At 67.0% G+C, this 18,483-nt stretch carries 13 protein-coding genes; 6 read left to right on the top strand and 7 right to left on the bottom strand.

What is annotated here, in order from left to right:
* Positions 1–114: 114 nt before the first annotated feature.
* Entirely contained in the window at positions 115–1,803 is a 1,689-nt protein-coding gene (argS, locus tag ACYQ4W_RS13155) for an arginine--tRNA ligase (RefSeq protein WP_459857430.1), read from the top strand.
* 37 nt (positions 1,804–1,840) lie between these two features.
* A complete protein-coding gene (locus ACYQ4W_RS13150; RefSeq protein WP_459857427.1) occupies positions 1,841–2,587 on the top strand; it encodes an SPOR domain-containing protein in 747 nt (248 codons plus the stop codon).
* A 140-nt stretch (positions 2,588–2,727) separates the two neighbouring features.
* On the opposite strand, the gene ACYQ4W_RS13145 is transcribed toward ACYQ4W_RS13150, so the two are convergent.
* The 3 genes from ACYQ4W_RS13145 to ACYQ4W_RS13135 all read right to left on the bottom strand — a co-directional run bounded on the left by ACYQ4W_RS13145 (position 2,728) and on the right by ACYQ4W_RS13135 (position 7,304).
* On the bottom strand, positions 2,728–3,504 hold the full coding sequence (locus tag ACYQ4W_RS13145; RefSeq protein ID WP_459857424.1) for an HD-GYP domain-containing protein: 777 nt from the start codon (positions 3,502–3,504) through the stop codon (positions 2,728–2,730).
* A gap of 622 nt (positions 3,505–4,126) precedes the next feature.
* Positions 4,127–4,621 carry an RlpA-like double-psi beta-barrel domain-containing protein gene (locus tag ACYQ4W_RS13140; RefSeq protein WP_459857422.1) on the bottom strand — a complete coding sequence of 165 codons (495 nt, stop codon included), beginning with the start codon at positions 4,619–4,621 and terminating at the stop codon, positions 4,127–4,129.
* Between the two features lie 118 nt (positions 4,622–4,739).
* Positions 4,740–7,304 (bottom strand): PAS domain S-box protein, encoded by a 2,565-nt coding sequence (locus tag ACYQ4W_RS13135; protein WP_459857420.1) that lies wholly within the window; start codon positions 7,302–7,304, stop codon positions 4,740–4,742.
* Between the two features lie 640 nt (positions 7,305–7,944).
* Here ACYQ4W_RS13135 and ACYQ4W_RS13130 point away from each other — a divergent pair.
* From ACYQ4W_RS13130 to ACYQ4W_RS13115, 4 genes are all read left to right on the top strand, one after another.
* Positions 7,945–10,458 carry a heavy metal translocating P-type ATPase gene (locus ACYQ4W_RS13130; RefSeq protein WP_459857418.1) on the top strand — a complete coding sequence of 838 codons (2,514 nt, stop codon included), beginning with the start codon at positions 7,945–7,947 and terminating at the stop codon, positions 10,456–10,458.
* A 21-nt stretch (positions 10,459–10,479) separates the two neighbouring features.
* A complete protein-coding gene (locus tag ACYQ4W_RS13125; RefSeq protein WP_459857416.1) occupies positions 10,480–10,680 on the top strand; it encodes a heavy-metal-associated domain-containing protein in 201 nt (66 codons plus the stop codon).
* Between the two features lie 129 nt (positions 10,681–10,809).
* Positions 10,810–12,036 carry an MFS transporter gene (locus tag ACYQ4W_RS13120; RefSeq protein WP_459857414.1) on the top strand — a complete coding sequence of 409 codons (1,227 nt, stop codon included), beginning with the start codon at positions 10,810–10,812 and terminating at the stop codon, positions 12,034–12,036.
* A 57-nt stretch (positions 12,037–12,093) separates the two neighbouring features.
* Positions 12,094–13,296 (top strand): glycosyltransferase family 4 protein, encoded by a 1,203-nt coding sequence (locus tag ACYQ4W_RS13115; RefSeq protein WP_459857412.1) that lies wholly within the window; start codon positions 12,094–12,096, stop codon positions 13,294–13,296.
* 113 nt (positions 13,297–13,409) lie between these two features.
* Here the strand turns inward: ACYQ4W_RS13115 and ACYQ4W_RS13110 are convergent, their stop codons facing one another.
* The 4 genes from ACYQ4W_RS13110 to ACYQ4W_RS13095 form a co-directional block, all read right to left on the bottom strand.
* Positions 13,410–14,741: an HDIG domain-containing metalloprotein gene (locus ACYQ4W_RS13110; protein ID WP_459857409.1), complete on the bottom strand. Its 1,332-nt coding sequence runs from the start codon at positions 14,739–14,741 to the stop codon at positions 13,410–13,412.
* 70 nt (positions 14,742–14,811) lie between these two features.
* Positions 14,812–16,173 carry a dihydroorotase gene (locus ACYQ4W_RS13105; RefSeq protein ID WP_459857406.1) on the bottom strand — a complete coding sequence of 454 codons (1,362 nt, stop codon included), beginning with the start codon at positions 16,171–16,173 and terminating at the stop codon, positions 14,812–14,814.
* A gap of 10 nt (positions 16,174–16,183) precedes the next feature.
* Entirely contained in the window at positions 16,184–17,149 is a 966-nt protein-coding gene (locus tag ACYQ4W_RS13100; RefSeq protein WP_459857404.1) for an aspartate carbamoyltransferase catalytic subunit, read from the bottom strand.
* Between the two features lie 58 nt (positions 17,150–17,207).
* A complete protein-coding gene (locus ACYQ4W_RS13095) occupies positions 17,208–18,338 on the bottom strand; it encodes an amidohydrolase family protein (RefSeq protein ID WP_459857402.1) in 1,131 nt (376 codons plus the stop codon).
* Between the last annotated feature and the right edge of the window lie 145 nt (positions 18,339–18,483).

Here is an 18,483-nt window from a genome sequence, read left to right as displayed (position 1 = left end):
AGACCTTGGCGCGCGGCTGGGCGCCTCCCGCCCGGTTCGGGGAGGCAGGGCGCACGGGGCTTTGCTCCCGGCGCGAAATCTGGTAGGCAGGGGCAGTTTTTCCAAGGGGAACGCATGAAAGCCAAACAATATTTCGAAGATGCCCTGCGCGCGGCGCTGAGCCGCATGGACCTCTCCTGGCCGGAGAAGACCCTCATCGAGCCCCCGCGCGAGCGCAAGTTCGGCGACTACTCCGCCAACGCGGCCATGCTTTTGGCCGGCGCGGCCAAGCAGAAGCCGCGCGACCTGGCCGAGGCAATCGCCGCGGATCTGCGCGCCCACGACGCCCTGGGTCAGTTCGAGCGCATCGAGGTGGCCGGCCCGGGCTTTTTGAACGCCACCTTTGCGCCGGGCTTCTGGCACACCATTCTGGCCGACGTGAACGCCGCCGGCGCCAGCTATGGCGCGTCCGACATGGCCAAGGGCGAGCGCGTGCAGGTGGAGTACGTCTCCGCCAACCCCACGGGCCCGCTGCACATCGGCCACGGCCGCGGCGCGGCCCTGGGCGACAGCATCGCCCGGCTGCTCAAAAAGACCGGGCACGACGTCTCCTGCGAATACTACATCAACGACGCGGGCCGCCAGATGCGCATCCTGGGCGATTCCGTGTGGCTGCGCCTGCGCCAGCTGGCCGGGCAGAACGTCCCCGATCTGGAGGACTTCTACCGGGGCGATTACATCAAGGACATCGCCGCGCGCGTGCATAAAGAAAATCCCGACATTCTCAACATGCCGGAAACACAGGCCATCGACATCTGCTTCCACGAGGCCGTGGACGAGATTCTGGCGGGCATAAAACAGGACTTGCGCGATTTCCGCGTGGGGCACGATGTCTGGTTCTCTGAGAAAAGCCTGGTCGACGCCGGGCGCATCACCGAGACCTTCAACGACCTGCTGTCGCGCGGCCTGGCCTTCGAGCAGGACGGCGCCCTGTGGTTCAAGACCACGGAATACGGCGACGACAAGGACCGCGTGCTGCGCAAATCCTCGGGCGAGCTCACGTACTTCGCGTCCGACATCGCCTACCACCACGACAAGTTCAAGCGCGGCTTCGACCGCGTCATCGACATTTGGGGCGCGGACCACCACGGCTACGTGCCGCGCATGCAGGGCGCGGTGGAGGCCCTGGGCCGCAAGGGCGCGCTCACGGTCATCCTGGTGCAGCTGGTGAGCCTGTTGAAGGACGGCGAGCAGGTGGCCATGAGCACCCGCGCGGGCAAGTTCGAGACACTGGCCGATGTTGTGGCTTACGTCGGGGCGGACGCCGCGCGCTTCCTGTTCCTCTCCCGCAAGAGCGACTCGCCCCTGGAGTTCGACCTGGAGCTGGTGCGCAAGAAGAGCATGGACAACCCCGTGTATTATGTGCAGTACGCCCACGCCCGCGTGCACTCCATGCTGGCCAAGGCCAAGGACGCGGGCATCGTTCCCGCCGCCCCCGGCGCGGCGTGCCTGACGCACCTGAGCACGCCGGAGGACCTGGAGATTTGCCGCCAGCTGGAGCGCTTCCCCGACGTTGTTGCCAGCGCGGCCCAAACCTTGGCGCCCCATGTGGTCAGCCATTATCTCTCGGAACTTGCCGCGGCGCTGCACAAATACTATACGCAGCACCATGTGCTTTCGGCCAGGCCGGAAATCGCCTCCGCCCGCCTGCTGCTGCTCTCCTGCGTGGCCGCCACCCTGGCCGCCGGGCTGGACCTTCTCGGCGTCAGCGCGCCGGAACGCATGGACCAGGTGAGCGAAGACGCCACCGCGGCAGACGCTTAAGCCGACCAGCAGAAGATCTCCCAAGGAGTCCCGCGAGATGAATGCGCCGATCCGGATCAAGGACCCCAATTCCTCCAAGCAGTACAGCTTCAACCTGACCTTTGGCGGCATGGCCGTGCTGCTCAGCGCGCTGACCCTGGCGCTGACCCTGTTCTTCATCCTGGGCGTGCTGGTGGGCCGCGGGCACAGGCCCGAGACGGCGGTGCCCGTCGTCGCCGGCATGATGCCCAAGGACCCCATGTCCAGGGCGGTGCCCTCGCCGGAGGTGCTGAAGGCCGAGGACCTGAATTACGGCGAGCAGCTCGGCAAACGCAACGATGCCCCGGCTCCGGCGCGGGCCATGGACAAGAACGAGCACAAGGCTCCGGAAAAGAAAGCGGAAAAAGCCGAGGCCAAGAAAGATCCCAAGAAGGACGCCAAAGCCGAGGCCAAGCCTGAAGCAAAGCCCGAACCCAAGGCGGAGGCCAAGACCGACGCCAAGAAGGCCGAGAAGCTGGCCGACAAGAAGGCGGCGGAAAAGAAGCCCGATCCGGATACGCAGCGCTACGACTATGCCTACCAGGCGGCCACCTTCCCCGACGCCGACTCCGCCAAGGCCTTCCTCAAGCGGGTCAAGAGCATGGGCCTCAAGGGCGACATTGAAACCGGCACCACGAACGGCAAGAACTGGCATCGCGTGGTCGTCTTCTTCCAGGGCACGCCGACCGACACGCGCGCCCTGAAGGAAAAGCTGGGCACCCTGGGCGCTCAGAAGCTGGTCATGCGCTCCAAGACCCCGATCTAATACCCTTTCATATCTTTCGACGCGAGTGGAGGCGGCCCGGATGTTCGTCGATCCGGGCCGCCTCGCTGCATAAGGAGGGGGAGGAATGGAGCGTCTGCCTGGGGTGGGAGTGGAAGCGGAAATTTCTTGCCCGGACCGGGCTAGCCCATGACAGCCAGCGCTTGGCGCATTGCCGGCCAGGATGCTTGCCCCTCTCCGTCACCCCTCTCCGCGCTCTGAGCCTTGCCCCCCAGCAACCCGGGCAGCACGCCGCGCAGGGAAAGCAGGTCGCGCACCACCTCCGGGTCGAACATGGTGCCGGACCCGCGCACAATCTCCACCACGGCATAGTCCAAGCTCAAACTCCGGCGGTAGGGCCGCTCCTCGGTCATGGCGGAGAGGGCGTCGGCCACGGCCACCAGGCGCGCCCCAAGGGGGATGTCGGCGCCGCGCAAGCCGTTGGGATACCCGGACCCGTCAAAGCGCTCATGATGCGCGAGCACGATCTCGCACACGCCGGGCCTGCCGCAGAACACGCGCACCGGACGCAGAATCTCCGCGCCGATGCGGGGGTGCTGGCGCATGATCTCCCATTCGGCGGCGTCGAGCGGGCCAGGCTTGCGCAGGATGTGATCCGGAATGCCGATCTTGCCCACATCGTGCAGGTGGCCGGCCATGTGCACCATCTGCGCCTGGCGGGGCGTCAGGCCGTGCGCCTGGGCCAGCAGGCTGGCAAGGTCCGCCACGATCTCCGAATGCTGGAACAACCGGCTGTCGCGGGCGTCCACGGCCCGGCCAAGGCTCTCGGCCAACTCGTGCGCCGTGTTGGTGGCGCAGGCCCCCAGGCCGCCGCATTTCCCGGAGCAGGCGCGGGGAGCGCTTTGGGCATTCTGTTTGTCTGCGCTTGAACGCGCCCCTTGTCCGGACCCGGTTTCCATGTAAATGCGCCTCTCCTGTGCGACGGATTCGGCAAACATCCGCTTGCCGGCACAGGCGTTCCACGCTGCGCAAAGCCCTTATGCTTGAATTGAAATTGAATGTCAACTTCACAAACTGCGTAATGACGGAACTGCGCAGTAAACACGCGCCTGCCGCAACCGGCCGGTCGTCAACGCAGAACATGACCGTGGGCGGGACCACGCCAAGTCCGGCAAGCGCCCAACGGAAATCCGGACGACGCATCTGTCCAGCGCGGCCAAGGACAAATCGCCGCGGACGCATGCCAAGGTCCATTCAGCAAAGCGCGTGCGGACGGCCTGTCCATGACGCGCGCCCTGCTCCGCTCCGGGTCGAAGCAAGACAAAGGAGCATGGCATCCGGGTTGGACAAGAGGCGTTGCGCGCACCACAAGCGGAAGGGCGCGGCGAAAAGACGTCCTGGGCACGCGGCGGTTTCGCCGCAGGCGAGGCCAACGACAATACCGCGGCATGCCCTCACGGCGAAGATCTGAGGGAAGGAAACAGAAGGCGGGGCGCTCAGGCACCGCGCCAGAACGCGGCGCAGCGGCCAGGACGCAAAGCAGCCGCCGGACGGGACCGGCGACCTTTTCTCGGCACCGGGTTAGATGCTCAACAGGGCGGCGTGCATGCGGCGCTTGCCGAAGGCATGGCACTGCTGGTTGCTGCCGATGAAGATGTCGATGCTCTTGTCGTGCCGCGCAGCCATCAGGTCGTTGATCTCAAAGATGCCGATGCCCTCGATGCGGACCTTTCTGCCAAACACCCAGCCCTTGTCGAAAAGGTCGCGGGAAACGGCGATGGTGCCGGGCCGCACATGGCGCATGGAGGCTGCGATGTTGGGATCGGAATCGGTCTGCGAAGCATCGGCGTTGTATGCGGTGACCGTGACCAGGGCCACGGGCCGGGTCTGCGCTTCCAGACGGCGCAGGTATTCCTGGTCCGTCACAAGCATGTGCACTGCCTCGGCCCGGTATTCGTAGCTCGTGGAGCTTTTCAGCGTTTGCAGCTCGCTGGCCTGTGCGGCCAAAGCGGCCAGAGAGCAGACCAGGGCGGCGGCCAGGGCCAGGAACACGGCTATGGTGAGATGCCGGGTCATGGAGCCTCCTTGGGAACGGTGGTTACGTCGTGTCGGGTGCTTGGTGCAGTTCTCCGCGTCCCCGGCACGGACAAGCAAGGTCTGTTCCAATGCGCGATAGCGGGCCTTGCGTGGCCCTTTATGGATTGTTACCCGCCATGCAGTCAACGGGAATTGTCAAGCGCATGACGGTGCCGCCGCCGGGCCGGTCCAGGGCCTCAAGCACGCCGCTCAGGCAATGGACCAGCCGGCGGGCAATGGCCAGCCCGAGCCCCGCGCCGCCAAACGTGCGGGTGAAGCTGGCATCGGCCTGCACAAAAGCCTCGAACACCTGCTCGCGCTTGTCCGGCGGAATGCCGATGCCGCTGTCCTCTACGCGGAAAACAAGGCGGCCGTCGTGCTCCGGGTCAAGCCCGGCAGCCAGGCCCACATGTCCGGCCGGGGTGAACTTGATGGCGTTGTCCAGCAATTTGGTAAGCACTTGGCGCACGGCCTGCGGATCCGCGCGCACCAGTTCGGGCAGCCCCGTCCCGGCCTCCAGCCGAAATTCCAAGCCCTTGGCCAAGGCCAGGGGTTCATACACCGCACGCAGGGCGTTGAGCAAATCCGTGGGCGGAAAGAGCAGGCATTCGCTCTCGCCCTTGGCGGCTTCAAGCCGCGCATACTCGATGACATTGCCGAGAAGCTGGTTCAACCGCTCTGCGGATTCCAGGGCCACGGCCGTGAAATCCTTCTGGTCCGGGGTCAGGTCCGTGCTCTGCAACACCTGGAGCATGCCCAAAATTCCGTTCAGCGGCGTGCGCACCTCATGGGTCATGTTGGCCAGGAAATCGCTTTTGGCCCGGCTGGAGCTCTCGGCCTCCTCCTTGGCGGCGAGCAGGTCGCGCTGGGACAGCAGCTGTTCCGCGCCAAGGGCGAAGACGTCCGCCAGGGAGGCCACGGTGTCCAGATCCGCCTGGGTGTAGTCTCTGCCTGGGTTCGCCAACGTTATCTGTCCCACCAGGCGGCCCTTGCTCAGCGCCGGCATGGAGAGCAGCTGGCGGATGGCGATGTGCCCCTCCGGCAGGCCGATGGCGCTGGGATGGCGCTGCGGATCGTTCTCGAAGTATCCCTCGCGCGTGTTGAGGCTGTGCCCCCAAAGGCCGCGGTAGCGGCCATCCGCTCCAACGGGAAAGGTCACCGGCAGTGCGCCCATGGTGCATTCGCCGCTGTTCATCATGGCGCTCATGGCGCGGGGCTGCATGCCGCCGGTGCGCTGGTCGATGAACGCCACATAGCCGTGGCGGCTGCCCGTAAGCTCACAGGCGCGGGCGAGCAGGTGCTCGGCGATGACGTCCATATCCGGGGCCGAGCCAAGCAGAGCCCGGGCGGACTCGGCCAGGCTGCGGCTCAGGCGCGTTTCGAACTTGAGGCGTTCCTCTGCTGCCTTGCGCGTGGTTATGTCGCGCGCAATGCCGACGGCGTACTCCTGGCCCTCGTGCACGACAGCGGAGATGCTGGTTTCCACGGGAAACACGCTGCCGTCTTTGCGGTAGTATTCGGCCTCAAAGGTCATTCGGCGCGCCTGCCGCAGCTTGGCGCTCATCTCCTGCCAGCTCTCATTGGTGCGCGTGGGGTTGATGCACCGCAGGTCCAGCCCTATCAGCTCCTGGTGCGCATAGCCCAAAACCTCGCAGGCGGCGCGGTTGGCGTAGGCTATGCTCCTGTCGCTCACGCGGACCCACAGGATCATGTCCTGCACGTTGCTCATGCCCACTTCGGCCTGCCGCAGGCTGGCCTCCAGCTCCTTGCGCTTGGTGATGTCGCGCACGATGTTCAGGGAGTATACTGCCCCGCCATGCTGCACCAGCGTCGCGGCGCTCTCCACGGGCACCGAGCTGCCGTCTTTGCGGCGGAACGTCATCTCGGCCATGGTGGGACCGTAATTCCGCAAAGCCTGCCCATGGGCGCGCCAGTTCTCCAGAGTGCGCGCGGGGTTGAAGTCGAGCACGCTCATGCCGAGCAGCTCGGCGCGCGTATAGCCCAGGGTGTCGCAGGCGGCCTTATTGGCGAAGACGATATGCGCGTCCTCGATGTCGGCCCACAGGACCATGTCGCCCGCGTTGTCCACGCTCACCTGGGCCTGGCGCAGGTCGTCCTCCAGGGCCCTGCGTTCCCGCAGGTCCTGCGCGATGCCCAGATAGCCCTCCAGCGCGCCGGCTTCGGAATATATCCCCGTCACGGTGAGATCCACAGGCACATGGCGGCCGTCTTTGGCCACGTAGGTCCAGTTCCGGGTGTCGAAACCCTGGGGTCCCCCCTCCCGGGCCAGGGCCACAAAGGCGTCGAACCCGGCCACGGGACGCCCCAGGCGCTGCCTCAGCTCCCGGCCGTAGGCTTCAACCTCCGCTGGCAGATGAAAGACCTGGGGCGTGGCCTTGCCCACCAATTCCCCGGCCGTGTAGCCCAGCATGTGCTCCGAACCGGAATTGAAAATGCGGATGATGCCCGCGGGATCCGTGGCAATGATGGAGATGCGGCTGGCGGCGCGCAACACGCCGGCAAGACGCGCGCGCGCATGCTCCTGGGCCTCGTGGCCTTCGCAGAGGTGCTCCATGTGGCGCAGCCGGGCCTTGGCGCGGCGTTGGGTCAGGGCGCAAACGACGGCGCCCGCAGCCAGCAGAAGGGCCAGCCCCCACAACCCCAGCGGGCCGAGCAGACTCATGGCCTGGTCAGCGCCGCCCGCCGCAAGGGCCGGTGGCGCAAAAACGGCCGGCAACGCCAGAGCGCAAAGCAAGGCCAAGGACTGCCGCCTTGTCGAATTTGCAGTGTTCCGCCCCGTGGTCTGCGGCAAAAGGTTCCCCCTGGTCGCACAGTCTTTCAATATTTCTATCAAATCCGGTAATAAGAGGCAATGGCGTCAGCCGGAAAGCAAAGCCGCGCACGCCTGGACGCAACAAGCGGCTTGCCGCGCCGCAGGGCGAAAGCCAGCATGTTCCCTCCGCCCGCCATGCCTTGCATCACGCGTCACGCTCCTTGCGTCAGAGCGGAGAGAACTCGCGCCGCACCGCCTACCGCAAAGAGCCAGCATGCTCCCGCTTCTGGCGAAGAGAATGCGCAGACGCCAAAGAGCGGCCCCGCTGTCGCACTTGCGGAAGATTGTCGCTCCTGCTGGCGGCGCCACGGCGCTCACCATCCGTCCGGGCTGCCGGACTCGACCGGCCTTTGCCCGCGCAACTCCACCCGCCCGCTTGCCCCCAGCGCCGCCCGGGGATAACAATTGGCACACTGCGGGCTTTACATGCCCGGCGCCGACCTTACCTATGGCTCCGGGGCTTGCGGCATCGGCCCCGGCTGGAGGTTTCATGGCGGAGACGATCACAGCGCGGGCGCGCATCAAAGGCATGCACTGCGCGGCCTGTTCCGCGCGCATTGAGCGCATTCTGCGCGGCCGGGAAGGCGTGGCGCGGGCGGACGTGAGCCTTGCGGCGGAAAGCCTTGAAGTCGCCTTCGACCCGGACCGCGACAACACCGAAGACATGGCCCACGCCATCGCCGACGCCGGGTTCGAGGCCTTGTTCGACGCGCCGGAGGCGGACGCGCCAAACGCCGCCAGCCTGCACCTGGCGCTGACGGGCATGACCTGCACGGCCTGCTCCGCGCGCATCGAGCGCGTGTTGAAGGCCGCCGAGGGCGTGCGCGAAGCCGCCGTGAACCTGGCGACCGAAAGCGCCAGCGTGGTCTACGATCCGCGCCTGGTCCGCCCCTCCGCCCTGCTCCAGCTCATCGCCGACGCCGGGTTCGGCGCGCAGATCGTTTCGCGCTCGGCCGCGCAGTTTGAGGAGCGCCGCCACGAGGCCGAACAGCGGCTGGAGCGCCAGAAGCGCGAGCTTATTCCGGCCTTCGCCTTCGCCCTGCCCCTGCTAGTGCTCTCCATGGGGCACATGGCAGGCCTGCCGCTGCCCGGCTTTCTGGACCCGGAGCAGAGCCCGGCGGCCTTTGCCTGCGCCCAGCTACTGCTGACCCTGCCGGTGCTGTGGACCGGACGCGGCTTCTATTTGCGGGGCATTCCCGCCCTGCTGCACAAAGCGCCCAGCATGGACACCCTGGTGGCCGTGGGCACGGGCGCGGCCTTCCTGCACAGCCTGTGGAACACGGCGCTTATCCTCCTGGGCGACATGCCCGCCCACCGCGCCCACGACCTGTATTACGAGTCCGCGGCCGTGCTGCTGGCCATGATCTCCCTGGGCAAGTACCTGGAGGCCAGAAGCAGGCTCAAGACGACAGGCGCGGTGCGGGCGCTGCTCTCCCTCGCGCCGGACACGGCCACCCTGCTGCGCGACGGCGAACTCGGGCCGGAAGAAACCAAGGTGCCCGCGGCCGAGGTCATTCCCGGCGACACGGTGCTGGTGCGCCCGGGCGAGCGCATTCCCGTCGACGGCGCGGTGCTTTCCGGCTCCGGCGGCGTGGACGAAAGCATGCTCACGGGCGAAAGCCTGCCCGTGGCCAAGGGTCCGGGCGACCGCGTTGCCGCCGGAACCCTCAACGGCGCGGGCGCGCTGACCATCCGCGCGGAAAAGACCGGCGAGGACACCATGCTGGCGCGCATCGTGGACATGGTCCAGCAGGCCCAGGGCTCCAAAGCGCCCATCGCCAGCCTGGCCGACCAGATCAGCGCGGTGTTTGTGCCCACGGTCATGGCCATGGCCGTTTTGGCGGGGCTGGGCTGGCTTCTCTATGGCGCGGGCGCGCCCTTCGCCCTCAAGATCTTCACGGCGGTGCTGGTCATCGCCTGCCCCTGCGCCATGGGGCTGGCCACGCCCATGTCCATCATGGTCGCCACCGGGCGCGGCGCGCAGCTGGGTGTGCTCGTCAAAAGCGGCGAGGCCCTGCAGGCCGCCAGCAACGCGGGCGTGGTCATCTTCGACAAGACCGGCACCCTGACCCACGGCAAGCCGGAGCTGACGGAGATCGTCAGCGCGCCGGGGTTGGCCCTTGCCGAGAATGAGCTCCTGGCCCTGGCCGCCGGGGCGGAAAGCCGCTCCGAGCATCCCCTGGCGCAGGCCGTGCTGGCCGGAGCCGCGGCGCGCGGCATCGCCATTCCCGCGCCGGAGTCCTTCCAAGCCCAGCCGGGGCAGGGCATAGAGGCCCGGGTTTCCGGCCATGCGGTGCGCCTGGGCAACGCGGCCTTTGCCGGCGCGGCTTTTGCCGAAGGCCCCTTCGGTGAAGCCGTGGCGCGCATGGCCGATGCGGGCCAAACCCCGCTGTGCCTTGAGGTGGACGGCGCGCCGGCGGCCATTCTTGGCGTGGCCGACCAGCTGCGGCCGGAGACCGTGGACGTTCTGGCCCGGCTCAAGGCCCTGGGCATGCATGTGGTCATGCTTACGGGCGACAACGAACGCACTGCCAAGGCCATCGCCGCGCGCGCCGGGGTGACGAACATCATCGCCGGGGTGCTGCCCGAGGGCAAGGCCAAGGTGGTGGAGGTGCTGCGCGACGAATTCGCCGCCTCGGGCAAGACCGTCGTCATGGTGGGCGACGGCATCAACGACGCGCCGGCCCTGGCCAGCGCGGGCGTGGGCCTGGCCATGGGCTCGGGCATCGACGCCGCCGTGGAGAGCGGCGACATGGTGCTCCTGTCCGGCGGGCTTTCCGGCGTGCTCACGGCGCTGGCCCTTTCACGCGCGGCCATGCGCAACATCCGCCAGAACCTGTTCTGGGCCTTCGCCTTCAACTCCATCGGCATTCCCGTGGCCGCCGGACTATTGTACGCCTTTGGCGGGCCGACCCTGAACCCCATGCTTGCGGGAACCGCCATGGGCCTCAGTTCCGTCACCGTGGTGGGCAACGCCCTGCGTCTGCGCTTCTTCAAACCATAACCGCGAAAAGGAGAGCCCCCTATGCCCAGCATCACCGTGAAAGGCATGACCTGCAACCACTGCCGCATGTCTGTGACCAAGGCCCTGGAATCCCAGCCGGGCGTCTCGAACGTCAACGTGGATCTGCTCTCCGGCAAGGCCACCTTTGACGCCGCCGACTCCTACGACCCCGCCGCGGTCAAAAAGGCCATCGAAAAGATCGGCTTCGAGGTGGCGGACTAACCCCCGCCGCAAGCGCCGGACAGGCAACGCGTCTGTCCGGCGCTTTTGGGCCAATTGGCCCGGCGATTCAGGGCTTGATGCTCCGGGGTCATGCGCGTAGTTTCGCGCGGGCGCAACGGAGGCCCCCCCATGGACCAGACGCCACAACAGGCCACAGGCCTGCGAAACACGCCATTCCCCCGCTTCGTCAGCTCGCAGACAGCCGACTTCATGGCATACAACATGCTCACCGTGGCTGTGGGCTGGCAGGTGTACGACCTGACCCGCAGCGCCCTGAGCCTTGGGCTGGTGGGACTGGCCCAATTCCTGCCCCAGTTCCTGCTCACGCTCGTTGTGGGCCACGTCGCAGACCGTTTCGAGCGCCGCCGCGTGGTCATGATCTGCCAGGGCGTGCTGCTGTTCGTGTGCTTGCTGCTGGCCGCCGGCAGCCTGACGCACAGCCTCACGGAACTGGCCATGCTCGTCTGCGCCGCCGTCATGGGCGGAGCGCGGGCCTTTGTGCATCCGACCATGTCCGCGTATCTGCCCTCGCTCATCCAAACGCGCCTGCTGCCGCGCGCCCTGGCCTTAAGCGCCTCGGCCCGGCAAACCGGCATCATCATCGGCCCGGCCCTGGGCGGCGCGCTCTACGCCGCCGGAGCGGAGGTGGTCTACGCCGTGTGCGCCCTGGCCTTCCTCGCCTCCATCGCCGCGTTGAACGGCATCCGCGCAAGCCGCCCCACGGGCGCGCGCGAGCCCTTGAGCGTCAGCTACATCCTGGGCGGCATCGCGTACATCAAGAGCAAACCTGAAGTGCTCGGCGCCATCTCGCTGGATCTGTTCTCCGTGCTTCTGGGCGGCGCAACGGCCCTTCTGCCCATGTTCGCGCGCGACATTTTGGACGCCGGCCCCATGGGCCTGGGCCTTTTGCGCGGCGCCCCGGCCGTGGGCGCGCTTCTCATGTCGCTGTACCTGGCGCGCATGCCCATGACCCGCGCCGTGGGCCGCAAGATGTTCGCGGCGGTGGCCGTGTTCGGTCTGGCGACCATCGTCTTCGGCCTGTCGCGCAACTTCGCGCTGTCCTTGTCGGCCCTGGCCGTGCTTGGCGCGGCGGACATGGTCAGCGTCGTGGTCCGTTCGTCGCTGGTGCAGCTGGAGACCCCCGACGAAATGCGCGGCCGGGTGAGCGCCGTGAACTCCGTGTTCATCGGCACCTCCAACCAGTTGGGCGAATTTGAAAGCGGCGTCACCGCGGCCTGGTTCGGCGCCGCGCCCTCGGTGGTCATCGGCGGGGCCTGCACCCTGCTTGTGGTCATTGTGTGGATGCGCCTGTTCCCGGCGCTGCGCGATAGGCAAAGCCTGGCCCACAAAGGATAGGCGGCCGGCGCTTGCGCGTGTTGCCATGCCGAGCGCAAACACGCTACAGCCACAGCCATGAACATCCTCATCCTGCACCAGAACTTCCCGGGGCAGTTCCGGCACATCGCCAAGCACCTGGCCGAAAGCGGACACGAGGTGCTGGGCGTTGGCGCGCAGCAGGCGGCTGGGCTTCCGGGCATCCGGCTCATCCGCTATGTGATCAAGAACGCCCCCGCGCCCAAGCAAAAGTACCTGGGCACCCTGAACGCCGCCGCCCTCCGGGGCGAGGCCGTGGCCAAGCTCATGCTGGAGATGAAACGGCAGGGCTACGCGCCGCAGGTCATTCTGGCCCACCCCGGCTGGGGCGAGGCCCTCTATGTGAAGGAAGTCTTCCCCGAGGCGCGGCTGGTGTCGCTTTTCGAGTTCTACTACCACGCACGCGGAGCGGACGTGGGCTTCGAGCCCGGCAGCGAGGCCGACTTCGACCATGCGGCCATGCTCACTTCGCGCAACATGCTGCATTTGATGAATCTGGAGCGCTGCGACGCGGGCATTACGCCGACCCTGTGGCAGCGCTCGCTGCACCCCGACGCATACCAGCACAAGCTGACCGTGGCCCACGAGGGCATCGACACCACGCTGATGGCCCCGAACCCCGCCGCGCGCTTCCCCCTGGCCAATGGCCGCGTCCTCGCGCCCGGCGAGCCCGTGGTGACCTACGTGGCCCGGCACCTGGAGCCCTACCGGGGCATCCACATGTTCCTGCGCGCCCTGCCCGAGATCCAGCGTCGCAACCCCGACGCCGTTGCGGTCGTCGTTGGCGGCGACGGCGTCAGCTATGGCCGAATGCCCACGGACGCGCCCAGCTGGCGCGAAAAGCTGCTGGCCGAGGTCGGACCGCGGCTCGACCTCTCCCGCGTGTTCTTCACCGGGCAGATCCCCTACGCCGCCTACAGGTCCCTGTTGCAGGTCTCTGCCGCGCACGTGTACCTCACGTATCCCTTCGTGCTGTCCTGGTCGATGCTGGAGGCCATGAGCTGCGGCTGCCTGGTTGCGGCCTCGGCCACGCCGCCGGTGCAGGAGGTGCTGGAGCAGGGCAGGAACGGGCTGCTGTTCGATTTCTTCGACACCGAGGCCCTGGCGACCCAGGTCACTGCCGCCCTGACCCTGCCGCAGGACCACATGGCCCTACGCGCCGCTGCCCGTCAAACCATTGTGGAGGGCTACAACATTGCCCGAGGCGTGCGGGCATATGCCGCGCTGCTGCAAGGATCCTAGCCTTTCGCCTCAACCACAACAAACACCAATAGGTGCAAAAAAAGGGCGGCGGGAGATGCATCTCCCGCCGCCCTTTGGCGTCGTTGCTTCGGCTTGCTCGCGTGGTCCGCGGGCTAGCTCACCAGGCCTTCGTCCTTGGCGTAGCGGACTACAAAGCCCTTGGCCTCCTCGATGCCCGTCACGTCGCCAGCGATCTGCGCCTTCAAAAGCGCATCGCGGATGATGCCCACGGTGGGGCCGGGCTGCAGGCCCGTGGCCAGCATGATGTCGCGGCCGTTGAGGAACGGCTCCAGGGCCTCTTCCGGCGTGTCGCCGCGCTCCAGCATCTTCAGGTTGTGGTTGAATTCGCGGTAAGAGCCGTTGCGGGCCTTGATGTCCGCGCGGACCATTTCCAGGATGCGCGGGTACTCGTCGATGGCCTTGAGCCGGCGCATGCCCTTGTCCGTGAGCATGAAGTGCGGCCGCATGTGGTCGCGCACCAGGGTGCAGATGAGGTCGATGTCCTCAGGCGGGAAGTGCAGGCGGGTCAGAATCTTGCGGGTGACCTTGGCGCCCACGCGGTGGTGCTGCAAAAAGCTCCACTGCCCTTCGGAGTACTCCGCCGTGTAGAGCTTGCCCACATCGTGGAACATGCAGGCGAGGGTGCCGTACCAGTCAAAGGGCAGCACTTCCGGGTAATGGCGCATGACCTGGATGGTGTGCTCGAAGACGGTCTCCTCGCCCTCCTCCGGGTTCTTGGTCTGCTTCACGCGGGCAAGGGCCGCTATTTCCGGGATGAGGCCGTGCAGAATCTGGCATTCCAGCAGCAGCTTCACAAAGGCGTGCATGTTCTCGGCTTCGACCTTGCGCCACTCGTCCATGACGTCGGACACGGGGCAGTAGTCCAGCACGCGGCGCGCGCCGCGGATGATGGCCAGCCAGGTGTTGGGCTCGATGACCAGGTGGTAGTTGGCCGCAAAGCGCATGACGCGCACGGCCAGCAGATAGTCCTGCTTCAGGGCCTGGTCGGGGAAGCCCTTGATGCGCACTTCGCCGCCGTCGAACACGAGGCCGTGGTCCTGCTCCTGCGGCGAGGGCAGGTACGGGCAGGCCGCGGAAAGGGGAATCTCGCCCTTGTCCTGCAGCAGCTTGAGCAGGCGCGGCGTGAGCCGGGCGACGCATTCTTCCGGATGTCCGCCGTCTTCCACCGCGGCGGGGTGGAAAAAGAAATTGGCTTCGCCCTGGCGGATGAAGCCGACCACGCCGTCTTCATTGCAGGTTTCGATGTTCGGGAACAGGCGCTTCAGACCATCGAAGTCCAGTTCGGTGCTGATGTCCATGGCCAGTTCCGAAGCGGCCTCGGCCAGGATGGACTTCTGCAGGCGGGCGTTGATGACGTATGCGTCGTAGCCGTTGCGCATGATGGTCTTGCACAGACCCACCGCGTCTTTGAAAGGCTGGCTCATTGCTCCTCCGCTTGAAGGCCCCGCGAATGAAGGGGGGCTGGGGCCCGGGGTTCAAAATCGTCTGGCGGGGCTACGCGCCCGCCGTTAATTTTCCTACCACGTATTTCCCCGCAAGGAAATGGGCCGCGACCCGTCCCCGCAGGGTGCGGCCAAGCAACGGGGTGTTCTTGCTCTTGCTGTGCATCGTCTCGGCGCTCACGGTCCACTGGGCGTCCTGGTCGAAGAGCACAAAGTCCGCGGTGTCGCCGGGCTGGAAGGCGTTCACCGGCAGGCCGAAGCGCCTGCACGGGGCCGTTGTCCAGGCGCGGATGAAGGCATCGAAAGGCAGCTTGCCGCAGCGCACCAGCTCCCAGGTGATGGCGAGGGCCGTGTCCAAGCCGGAGATGCCGCAGGGGGCCTCGTCGAACTCGACCTCTTTCTCGTGCGCGGCATGGGGCGCGTGGTCCGTGGCCAGCATGTCGATGGTGCCGTCGGCAAGGGCGTCAAGCAGGGCCTCCACATCGGCCTGGGCGCGCAGGGGCGGGCTCACCTTGGCCCGGGCACTGAAGCCCCCGGCCTCTTCTTCCGTCAGCGTGAGGTAGTGCGGGCAGGTTTCCGCCGTCACATCGACGCCGCGCGCCTTGGCGAAACGGATGAGCGCCACGCTCTTTTCGCACGAAATGTGCGCCAGGTGCATGGGCGCGTTCAGATACTCGGCCAGGAGCACGTCGCGCGCAACCTGGATGGCCTCGGCCACGTCCGGCTGGGCGGGCAGGCCCAGGCGGCTGGAGACCACGCCCTCGTTCATGCCCGCGGCCGGGGCAAGGTAGGGGTCCTCGCAGTGGTCGATGACGATGCACTGCAAATCCTGGGCGTACTCCACGGCGCGGCGGAACAGCTCGGTGCTGGCCACGGGGCGGCCGTCGTTGGAAAAGGCGCGGCAGCCCGCGGCCTTGAGCTCGGCCATGGGGGCCAGCTCCTCGCCCTTGAGGCCCTTGGTGAGCGCGCCGATGGGAAACAGGCGCGGCCCCTGGGGCCAGCTCTTGCGGGCCTGCTCCAGCATGAATTCGGTGATGCTGGCGTTGTCGTTCACGGGCCGGGTGTTGGCCATGCACATGATGTTGGCGAAACCGCCATGAGCGGCGGCGGCAAGGCCGCTCGCAATGTCTTCCTTGTATTCCTGGCCGGGCTCGCGCAGGTGCACGTGCACGTCGGTGAGGCTCGGCAGCAGCACCTGGCCGTTCGCCTCCACCTCGTGCGCGGCGCGCAGGTCCAGGCTGCCCGCGGGGGTCAGGGCCACGATCTTGCCCTTGGACACCAGCACGTCCACCAACTGCCCCTTGCCGGGCTGCCCGCCTTTCTTGGCCGTCCTGCCTTTGCCGTCGGCCTTGAGCGGGCCAAACCACAGGGCGCCGCGCACAGCGAGGTCGAGTTTCTTCTGCTTCTCGGGCATGGGCGGCCTCCTATTCGGGCATGCCGGGCTGGCCAACCTGGCTGGCATCCGGCGATTTGCGGGTAAGGTAGAGGAAAAGCAGGGCCATGCGCACGGCCACGCCGTTTTCAACCTGCTCCAGAATCAAGCTCTCGGCGCTGTCCGCCAGGTCGGAGTCGATCTCGACCCCCCGGTTGATGGGCCCCGGGTGCAGGATGCAGCAGCCAGGGGCCGCGTCTTTCATGTGCCGCGCGCCCAGGCCGTAGGTGCGCGCGTATTCGCGCAAATCCGGCAGCAGGCCCGCCTGCTGGCGCTCCAGCTGCAGGCGCAGGCACATGACCGAGTCCACGCCCTTGCAGGCCTTGGCCAGGTCGCTCTCCACCTCAACGGGCCAGGTGTCGAGCCTGGGCGGCATGAGGGTGCGCGGCCCGCACAGGCGCACCTTGGCGCCCAGCAGGTTCAGCAGCAGGACATTGGAGCGCGCCACGCGGCTGTGGGCGATGTCGCCCAAGATGAGCACCGTCTTGCCCGCGAAGTCGCCCTTCCAGTGGCGCGAAAAGGTCAGTGCGTCGAGCAGGGCCTGGGTGGGGTGGGCGTGCCTTCCGTCACCGGCGTTGATGACGCTGCATTCCAGACGCTCGGCCAAAAACTGCGCCGCGCCGCTGCACGAGTGGCGGATGACGATGCCGTCCGGATTCATGGCTTGCAGGGTCAGCGCCGTGTCCTTCAGGGTCTCGCCCTTGACCAGGCTGGAGCCGCTCTTGGCCAGGGCGAAGGTGTCCGCCGAGAGGCGCTTGCCCGCCATGTCGAAGCTGGTCTTGGTGCGCGTGCTGGGCTCTGCGAAAAAGAGCACCACGCTGCGGCCCTTGAGCGTTGGGACCTTTTTGACGGGCCGGCTGTTGATCTCCCGAAAATACGCGGCAGTGGCCAAGATATGGCGCACCTCATCCGCGGAAAGCTGGGAGACATCCAGCAAATCTTTATGTTTCCACTGCATGTCGGCTTCCTTCCTCCCCCGGCCTCAAGCCGGGCGTCTCCCCCGTGGGGGCGGGTCGTTACCTTTGGGACAAAATATCCACTATGGCCGGGGGCACCACGGAAAAGCGCGCCAGCTTGCCGGGAGCCAAACTGCCCAGGCGCGCGGCCTGCGGCACAGACCGGCCAAAGTATCGCGCCGGGTTCACGGTGATGAACGCCAGGGCCTCCACAAGGCTCAGGTCCTGATCGTGGGCCAAGAGCCAAGCCACCTCGCCGTAGGGGTCCAGGTCATTGTTCGAGCACAGGCCGTCCGTGCCCAGGCACACGTTCACCCCTGCGCCAAGATACTTGCGCAGCGGGGCCGTGCCCACGCCGATGTACTCGTTGCTGCGCGGGCACAGGCACACCGTTGCCCCGCTCTTGGCCACCAGGACCACGTCGGCATCGCTGAGCGTGACGCAGTGCACGCAGAGCGTGTCCGCATCCAGCAGCTCCAGTTCCGCCGCCAGGGGCGCGGGCAGCTTGCCCGGGGCCTCGTAGCCGCTGATGACGCCGCGGCTCTTGAGCAGGTCCAGGAACTCGCTTTGCCCCGTGAGCAGGATGCTGTCCTCGTCTGAGTGCTCGGCCAAATGCAGGGAGTAGGGCAGGCCCCGCTCTTGCGCCGCCGCCTTGGCCGCGCGCAAAAGATCGCCCCCGGTGCTGTAGAGCGCATGCCCGGCCACAGACATGACGCCCCGGCCGCATTCGTCCACAGCGTTCACCCGGGGCAACAGCTGCGCCGGGTCGGTCGGCACTTCGCGGCCGATGACCTCGTTGAAGGACACGAAGCCGAGGCCGGAGCCGGACAGGATCTCGCCCACGGCAGCGGCGTTGTGCGTGCTGATGTCGGCCACGAAGCCGACGCCGCGCTGCTCCATGCGCAACAGCTCGGAACGCACGCGGGCGACGTCCAGCGCATACAGGGGCTGGGCCACCAGGCTTTTGACCCAGGGCACGAAGCCCTGGCCGGAGGTGGTGACGCCCAGCAGGTGGCACATTTCCAGGTGCACATGGCTGTTGAAGGTGGCCGGGGCCAGAATCACGTCGCCAAGGTCGCGCACAGGGCCGCTGTGCGCACGCTTCATGTCCGCATAGCCGCCCACGTCCAGAATCTCCATGCCGTCGACGACCACTGCGGCGTCGGCAAGCATGGGCTGTCCTGGAATCATGGACGCGACCTGAGCCGCTCGAAACAATTCTGGCATGGTGCGGGTCCTTCGAAGTTTGCACGCCGCGTTCCGCCAGGCGGAACCCCTGCGGCGTCTCCAATCAACACAGTCTGGCCGTCAAAAAAAGGGAGGCTCACGGCCTCCC

The organism is Humidesulfovibrio idahonensis, assembly GCF_054657715.1.
This window is presented reverse-complemented; position numbering and strand designations above follow the sequence as displayed.